At 30.2% G+C, this 8,153-nt stretch carries 6 protein-coding genes; 3 read left to right on the forward strand and 3 right to left on the reverse strand.

Annotated elements, in window-relative coordinates:
• Positions 1-236: 236 nt before the first annotated feature.
• Positions 237-1,691 carry a peptidyl-prolyl cis-trans isomerase gene (locus tag ACR0QS_RS08420; RefSeq protein ID WP_432633005.1) on the reverse strand — a complete coding sequence of 485 codons (1,455 nt, stop codon included), beginning with the start codon at positions 1,689-1,691 and terminating at the stop codon, positions 237-239.
• A 170-nt stretch (positions 1,692-1,861) separates the two neighbouring features.
• Between ACR0QS_RS08420 and ACR0QS_RS08425 the strand changes: the two genes are divergently transcribed.
• From ACR0QS_RS08425 to ACR0QS_RS08435, 3 genes are all read left to right on the forward strand, one after another.
• A complete protein-coding gene (locus ACR0QS_RS08425; protein ID WP_432633000.1) occupies positions 1,862-2,743 on the forward strand; it encodes a hypothetical protein in 882 nt (293 codons plus the stop codon).
• 229 nt (positions 2,744-2,972) lie between these two features.
• The gene (gene pyrB / locus ACR0QS_RS08430; RefSeq protein ID WP_432633001.1) at positions 2,973-4,049 is read left to right on the forward strand and encodes an aspartate carbamoyltransferase; all 1,077 of its coding nucleotides are present in this window, start codon (positions 2,973-2,975) and stop codon (positions 4,047-4,049) included.
• Between the two features lie 10 nt (positions 4,050-4,059).
• Positions 4,060-5,283 carry a dihydroorotase gene (locus ACR0QS_RS08435; RefSeq protein ID WP_432633002.1) on the forward strand — a complete coding sequence of 408 codons (1,224 nt, stop codon included), beginning with the start codon at positions 4,060-4,062 and terminating at the stop codon, positions 5,281-5,283.
• A 75-nt stretch (positions 5,284-5,358) separates the two neighbouring features.
• Here ACR0QS_RS08435 and ACR0QS_RS08440 read toward each other — a convergent pair whose 3' ends face one another.
• Entirely contained in the window at positions 5,359-6,138 is a 780-nt protein-coding gene (locus ACR0QS_RS08440; protein WP_432633003.1) for an ankyrin repeat domain-containing protein, read from the reverse strand.
• Between the two features lie 72 nt (positions 6,139-6,210).
• Complete coding sequence (gene glmS, locus ACR0QS_RS08445) at positions 6,211-8,043, reverse strand: glutamine--fructose-6-phosphate transaminase (isomerizing) (protein WP_432633004.1); 1,833 nt, start codon at positions 8,041-8,043, stop codon at positions 6,211-6,213.
• Positions 8,044-8,153 lie beyond the last annotated feature (110 nt).

An 8,153-nucleotide genomic window follows, 5' to 3' on the forward strand; every position in this document is an offset into this window, starting at 1 on the left:
AATTCCCTCTTCCAGCATAGCTCTTTTTTGAGGATTATTAAACATATCGTTTATGTCTTCTTGCCATTTAAATAAGCCCATTTTTAACGCCTTCTAAATTATGATTATTTTATTATACGATTTAATATTTCAATGTCAATGTTTATTATAAAATTTTTATGAATTAGTTTTAATAAATAATCAATAAATTCAATCTAAATATAGTATTTTGCAAAAAGCTGGAATGAATCAAAAAATTATCTTATATTATTTCTCTTCACTCTGGCTTTTTCAATATTCCTATTTTGCCATTCGTTTTCCGCATAAAAACTTAATTCGTTTTTTAATTCCGCTTTTGTATATGAATCCAAATTTGCAATTTCGTTCATATTCGGTTTTTCCTCCGACAAAACTTTTATTATAGCGATTCCGCTTTCAAGTTTTACTACATCGCTAACCGAACCGACATCCAAAGAAAATACTCTTCTATAAAAAATCTCTTCGGAAGATTCGGGAATAATATTTCCATCGGCGGTATTCAATCTGCCTTGATTATAATAAAATGGAGACGAAGGTTTATAATATTTTATATTTCCGTTATTATTTAAAGACGCAAGATTATTATTCCTATCGAACGCGTTTTTCAATATTTCGGACTGCCTAGTTTTTTCCGCTTCAAGTAATGCGTTCATATTTGCATTTAAATATTCGTTTCTCAAAATATCGGTTTTTACATCGGTATAATTTTCTGGAAGTCTTATATCGTTTAATAAAACAACATAATAATTTCCGTTTACATAAATCGGCTCTAGTAAAGTATTCGTTTTGCTATTCGTAAAAATACTGTCGGCAAAACTTCTGGAAGGCATTTCCATTCTCGTTACATAACCCAATCTATAATTATTTGTGTCTATACTTTTTTCGATGGCATTTTTTTCAAATAAAGTTATATCGTCATTTAAGGTTTTGTATAAATTGTCGGCGACTCCACCGCTTTCCAAAACTATATAAGAAATATCCGCTTGAGCGAAATCGTTTTTATTTTCGTTAAAATATCTTTCCAAATCGGATGCGGGAATTTCGGAATTTTCCACAATCGAAGCGGCGTCTATATAAGCCATTTCAATATCTCTTTTCGTTTCTGTTTTTTTATAATTTCTTTCCGTTTCCAAAGAATTAACTTTTATATTGTCAAAAAGTTCGGCGGATATAGTTTGAGATAAAATATTTTCTTTTATTTCTTTTTGTATTCTTAATTTTTCGGATTGAGAAGTATTTTTAATGAACGACTGAAAAGCGTTATCGTTGTAAATTCCGTTTGTGTCGACAAATTGCATTTTCATAAAATCGACTACGAGATTGTCCGAAACTCTTATATTTTTAGAGGCGATTTTATCCAAAAGAACCGTGACAACCGCGCTCCTAAAAGCTATATCTTCTATATAAGAATACAATTCGTTATTTATCTGTATTCCACGCTGCTGATAATTTGTTTCTATACTTCTGAAAGCTCTTCCATAAGGACTCGTGCTTGTATAATAAATCGGCGTTCCGTTTACCGTTCCAATAATCGGCGTGGTTTGGCTTCCTCTCGTATCGACAACCAAAAAATATACTATAAGGAGAACGGAAATAACCGAAACTCCAACCCATTGCAAAGTTTTTACCAAATTACTTTTCTTTTTTGTTTCAATATTTTTAGGCGACATTATAAATTATCCTCAAAAAATTTTTATTATAAATTTCTTAATTTAAGATTATTTAAGATTTTTTAATTATATAAAAATCGGTAAAAAAATCAAGCCGTTAATATTCGTATTGACAATATAAAAATATTAATTATAATAAATAATTATTTAATTAATCTTTTTAAGAGGTTTTAATGAAAAAATATTTAATAATTCCAATAACTTTAATATTCGCTTCAAATTTATTTTGTATAGATATTCCTCCGTTGTCGCCAGAATTCAATATATTCGGTTTCTTGGGAGCTTCAAAAACTTTTACTCAAACTGATGTAAGATTAAAGGGCGACCATGAATTTTACTCGCCAGGTAAATATACCGTATATGAAATATATTTTGATTCTATCAAGGGAGATTTCGGTTTGGATGCAAAATTAAACGCGCAAATGGGATTAAACGCTAAAATAAACGATAATTTTAGCATAAGTTCGCTTTTTGAAATCGGATATTCTTATTATTCTATAGATACGAAATATGAAAGCAGAAAGGACGATTTAAATCGCTCGTATAAAATATATTCGGACAGCCTCACGCTTCATTGCCTTTTATTAGGAATAGCCGAAAAATATAATTATAAAAAATTTAGCATAGGTTGGGGAGCGGGAGTTTTAATTCCAATATCTGGAGAGGGCAGTTCTAATTCCGATATAAAATATTATAACGGTAAAGGAGGCGAATACTCTTTGGTAATGCCTTCAAAAGAAAGATTTAGTCATGAAGATTTGAAGAAGCTTTTTAGAGTTCCTTTCGCTCCGTATATAAAATTAACCGTAGAGTATGAAGTTTTCTCTATGAAAGAGGAAAATTTAGAAATGGGAGTGGTATTGGGCGCTTATATAAATTATAACTTTGGAATGAAATACGATGTCGATTTTTTAAACGCTCAACTTCCTCGTTCAACCAGAAATAATCTTTCCGTTGTTGGAGTGTATGGAAACGGCGATATTTACAATAAGTATAACTTTTCAAAATTAGACTTTGGAATAACATTTGGAAGTTCCATTAAAATTATTCAGTGAATAAAAAATTGAAAATATTAAAAATACTTGACTTTTAAAATATAAATAATATAATAAATAAAATTATATTAAAGCGGAATAAAAATGAATAATGTATTTTTAAAATATAAGATTATTTTTTATTTGTCTGACTGGGCATATAAATTTGAAATTCTTAAAAGGGAATGCAAACGGTTTAACTGTTTCATTCCCTATTTTTATGTTCAAATATTATTAAAAGGATATTAAAATGAAAAATTTATTAGGCATCAAAGAAATGTCGAAAAAAGAAATTATTGAAATTCTTGATACGGCTAAAAAATTGGATTGTATGAATGAAAATAAAAGAAGATTACAATTAGTCGGTAAAATAATGACAAGTTTATTTTTCGAGCCTTCCACAAGAACGAGATTATCTTTTACTTCGGCGGCGTATAAATTGGGCTGTCAAGTGCTGGGTTTCGATAATCCAAATATGAGTTCCGTTGTAAAAGGAGAATCTCTAAGAGACACTATAATAATGGTTTCTGCTTATTCGGATGTTATAGTTATGAGGCATTATATTGAAGGAGCGGCAAAATTCGCGGAAGAAATAACGGATATTCCAATTATAAATGCGGGAGACGGAGCAAACGAACATCCGAGTCAAACATTACTCGATTTATATACGATAAGAGAAGAACTCGGAAATTTGGAAAATAAAAAAATCGCATTTGTAGGAGATTTAAAATACGGCAGAACCGTTCATTCGCTTTCTAATGCCTTGAAAATGTTTAACGGAGAATTTTATTTCATAGCGCCCAATACGATACAAATACCCGATTATATATTAAAAGAATTGGATAAAGCAAATATTAAATATCATATTCATAACGATTATAAAGATATATTGAAAGAAATTGATTGTTTATATATGACGAGAATACAGAGAGAAAGATTTGACGATATAGACGAATACAACAAAGTTAAAAATGTATTCCGAATTTCAAAAAAAGATATTGATGGAAAATGTAATGAGAATATGATAGTAATGCATCCGCTTCCGAGAGTCGATGAAATAAATATAGATTTAGATAATACGAAATATGCTAAATATTTTATTCAAGCGAAAAACGGAGTTCCGATAAGAATGGCTATGTTGTCGCTTGCTACGGGAAAAATAAAATCGAAAGCGGCTAAAAAGAAAATAGATTATAAGATAGTAGAAAATAAAAATATAATTTGTCAAAATAAAAAATGCGTCACTCAATTTGAAGAAACGAAAAATAAAGTTGTAAAAAAAGATTATGGAAAATTCTGTTATTATTGTAATAAGGAAATAAAATAAAAGATAAATTATGATAATAAAAAACGCTAAAATTATAAATTCTCAAAAACCCGTTTCTATAATAATTGAAAACGAAAAAATAAAAAAAATAGATTTGGAAAACGATTTTGAAAAATATAAAGATAATGAAATAATAGACGCAAATTATAATTATGTTATCGCTGGAATTATCGACCCGCATACGCATATGAGAGACCCTGGACTTACACATAAAGAAGATTTTAATTCTGGAAGCAAAGCGGCGGCAAGAGGCGGAATAACTACTTTTTTGGATATGCCTAATACGATTCCAAATACGATAACAAAAGAAAATCTTATTCAAAAAAAATCAATGATGGCAGGCAAATCTTATGTCGATTACGGTTTTCATTTCGGCGGAAGCAAAACAGATAATAGCGAAGATATAAAATTAATTAAAAACGAAGCGGCATCTACAAAAATATTTCTAAACGCTTCTACTGGAAATATGCTTATAGAAGACGATAAAATATTGGAAAAATTATTCGAGGCTTCAAAAATCGTGTCGGTTCATGCCGAAGATAAAATGGTTGATAAAGCGACCAAAATTGCAAAAAGAACGGGAACGACTTTATATTTATGTCATTTATCTTTAGCGAGCGAAATAGATTTATTAAAAAGAGCGAAAGACAGCGGAATGAAAATATACGGCGAAGCGACTCCTCACCATTTATTTTTGAATACGGAAAATATTAACGAAAAAAATAAAATGCTTTTGAGAATGAAACCCGAATTAAAAGAAAAAATAGATAACGAAGCATTATGGAAAGCTATAAAAGATGGAACTATCGACACAATAGGAACGGACCATGCTCCGCATTTATTAAAAGAAAAACTTGAAAAACTTACTTTTGGAATTCCATCAATAGAACATTCGCTCGAATTAATGCTAAAAAAGGTAAAAGATTCAACGATAGATTTAAAATTATTAACAAAAATCATGAGCGAAAATTCGGCTAAAATATTCGGCATAAAAAATAAAGGAATTTTGAAAGAAGGATATGACGGAGATTTGGCAATAATAGATTTAAATAACGAATCGGAAATAAGAGAAGAAGATATTATAACAAAAGCCGCTTGGAGTCCTTATATCAAATTCAAAAGAGGCGGACGAGTAATTATGACAATTTTAAGAGGAAATATTGTTTATAAATACGATTTAAATAATGAAGATATTTTTTATAGCGGTTTTGGGAAAGAGGTTTTTTATTACTAAAAATTTAAAAATAAATTATTATATTCATAACTTGAAAAATAAAACCGAGTTCTTTTTGATTAAAGGCTCGGCTTTTTATATAGCTTTAGCTTTCCTCAATACTTCTTTCATCTCTTCATCTTCAAAATCAGCCAAATCTAAAGCGGTTTTTCCATCGTTATTCTTAATATTAACATCCGCTCCATTTTCTATTAAAAGTTTAACCGTTTCTAAATTTCCATTACTCGAAGCCTCCATTAAAGCCGTGTAGCCGTCATTATTTTTCGCATTGATTTCGGCTCCGCTTTTTATAAGAAGTTCAATTATTTCAAACTTTCCAAAAGTCGAAGCGTATATTAAAGCGTTATCTCCTTGCAAATCTTTATCGTTAATATCCGAGCCATTTTCTATGAGCAACTTGCATATTTCATTATCCGTATAATAATCGCTTCCCATTGCAGCGTTCATTAAAGCTGTCGTTCCTTCGTTATCTTTAGCGTTAATATCGGCTCCGTTTTCGATAAGTAATTTAACGACTTCATAATAAAAACTCGAAGCTTCAATTAAAGCCGTTGAATTATCGTTATTTCTAAAATTAATATCCGCTCCGTTTTCTATTAAAATTTTTACTATTTCGTTATATCCGAATTTTGAAGCTAGTATTAACGCCGTATTATTTTCTTTGTCTACGGATTTAATTAAATTTTTAATATTTATTTCTTTACTAAGCATCGATTTAATCTTTTTCAAATCTCCGTCTTCGGCAGCTTTTAAAAATCTCTCTTCTTTCGGAGTTAATAAATCCTTTAATTTGTTAATTAAAAATAATAAAATTAAAATCGATAAAAATATTATTATTCTTGTATAATTTTTCATGAAATCTTACTCTAAAATAAAAAACTACTAAATTAAAATATTAAATATTATTATAAATCATTTTTTAATAAATCATTCTACTGTTACGCTTTTTGCTAAATTTCTCGGTTTATCGACATCGCAGCCTCTGACAACCGCCGTATGATAGGCGAGCAGCTGCAAAGCTATAATGGAAGCTATCGGCATAAACATATCTTCAATATTTGGCAAATATATTATTTTATCGTAAGCGTCTTTATCTATATTCATTCCTTCTTTTGCAAATAAAAGAACTTTAGCGCCTCGCGAAACGACTTCTTTTATATTGCTTATCATTTTATTTAAGATTTTTTCCTGTATTGCCAAAGCGACTACCGAAGTTCCTTCCGTGATTAAAGATATTACTCCATGTTTGAGTTCGCCGCCCGCATAAGCCTCGCAATGTATATAGCTAATCTCTTTCATTTTCAAAGCGCCTTCCATAACCTGATAATAATCCAAATCTCTTCCCATAAAAAATATACTTCCGACTTCTTTATAATCTACGCATAATTTTTTAATCTCTTCGCTCATATCGAGCAGTTTATTTATAGAATCAATCGCGTTAAGCATATTTCTTATAAGAATTTTTATATCATTTTCGTTTTTTAATTTTCGAGCCAAAGATATTTTAAAAGTTATCAAATACATTATAGCGACTTGAACGGAATAAGCTTTAGTGGAAGCGACTGAAATTTCAGGACCCGCGTAAGTATAAATAACATAATCGGACGCTCTTGCTATCGAAGAACCGTTTACATTTACTATCGCCAGACTTTTGCATCCTTTTTCTTTAACCAAATTCAAAGCGGCTAAAGTATCGGCGGTTTCTCCCGATTGTGATACGAATATAGCTAAAGTTTTATCGGTTAGAATAGGATTTTTATATCTAAACTCGGATGCAATTTCGCATTCTACGGGAATTCTGCAATTATCTTCAATCAATCTTTTTCCTATCATTGCCGCATGCATAGCCGTTCCGCAGCCTACTATATAAACTCTGTCAAAATAAGTCCAAAAATTTTCGTCCAATATATTGTCTCTTTTGAAGTCTGGAATTCCATGCACAATTCTCGGTTCTATCGTATCCAAAATCGCTTTAGGCTGTTCATGAATTTCTTTAATCATAAAATGTTCATAACCCGATTTTTCAGCCTGTTCCAAAGTCCAATTTGCTTCATTAATCGCTGGTTTTAATTCTTTCAAATCTTTATCGTAAATTGCAACTTTATCTTTTTGAAGTTCCGCTATATTTTCTTCTTCCATTAAAATATATTTATTTGTGTATTTCAATATTGCGGGAATATCGGAAGCTATAAAATTTTCGTTTTTTCCGTCTTTTCCCAAAGCGACAATTAAAGGCGCTCCTTTTCGGATTGCATAAACTTTATCGAGCTTGTCTTTGAATATTATTGCGAAAGCGTAAGAACCTTCGATAATTTCAATCGCTTTTTTTATTGCAAGCAAAGGATTTCCATCGTATAAAGAATCTATCAAATTTGCGGCGACTTCAGTGTCGGTTTCGGAAACGAATTTATAGCCTTTTTTGATTAGTTCGTTTTTTATATCTTTGTAATTTTCTATTATTCCGTTATGAACCAAAGAAAGTCTCGCCGTTGAATGAGGATGAGCGTTAATGTCGGAAGGCGCGCCATGGGTAGCCCATCTCGTATGTCCTATTCCGATATTTGATTTTTCTATTTTTACTTTATCCAAAATATTTTGCAGATTTTCAATTTTTCCTTCCGATTTGAAAGTTTTTATATTGTCGTTTTCCACTATCGAAATTCCCGCCGAATCGTATCCTCTGTATTCCAAAGAATAGAGTCCGTTCATTAAAATATCCACCGAATTATTTTCTCCGACATAACCGACTATACCGCACATAAAAAATCCTTAAAAAACGAATTTTATCAAAATAATCTAATTTAAACTTTTTTGATAATCTAAAATTATAAATTAAAAATCGAAAAATACAATAATATATAAAATAATAT

Origin of the sequence: Brachyspira sp. (assembly GCF_050873525.1) — a bacterium.
Lineage (GTDB): Bacteria > Spirochaetota > Brachyspiria > Brachyspirales > Brachyspiraceae > Brachyspira.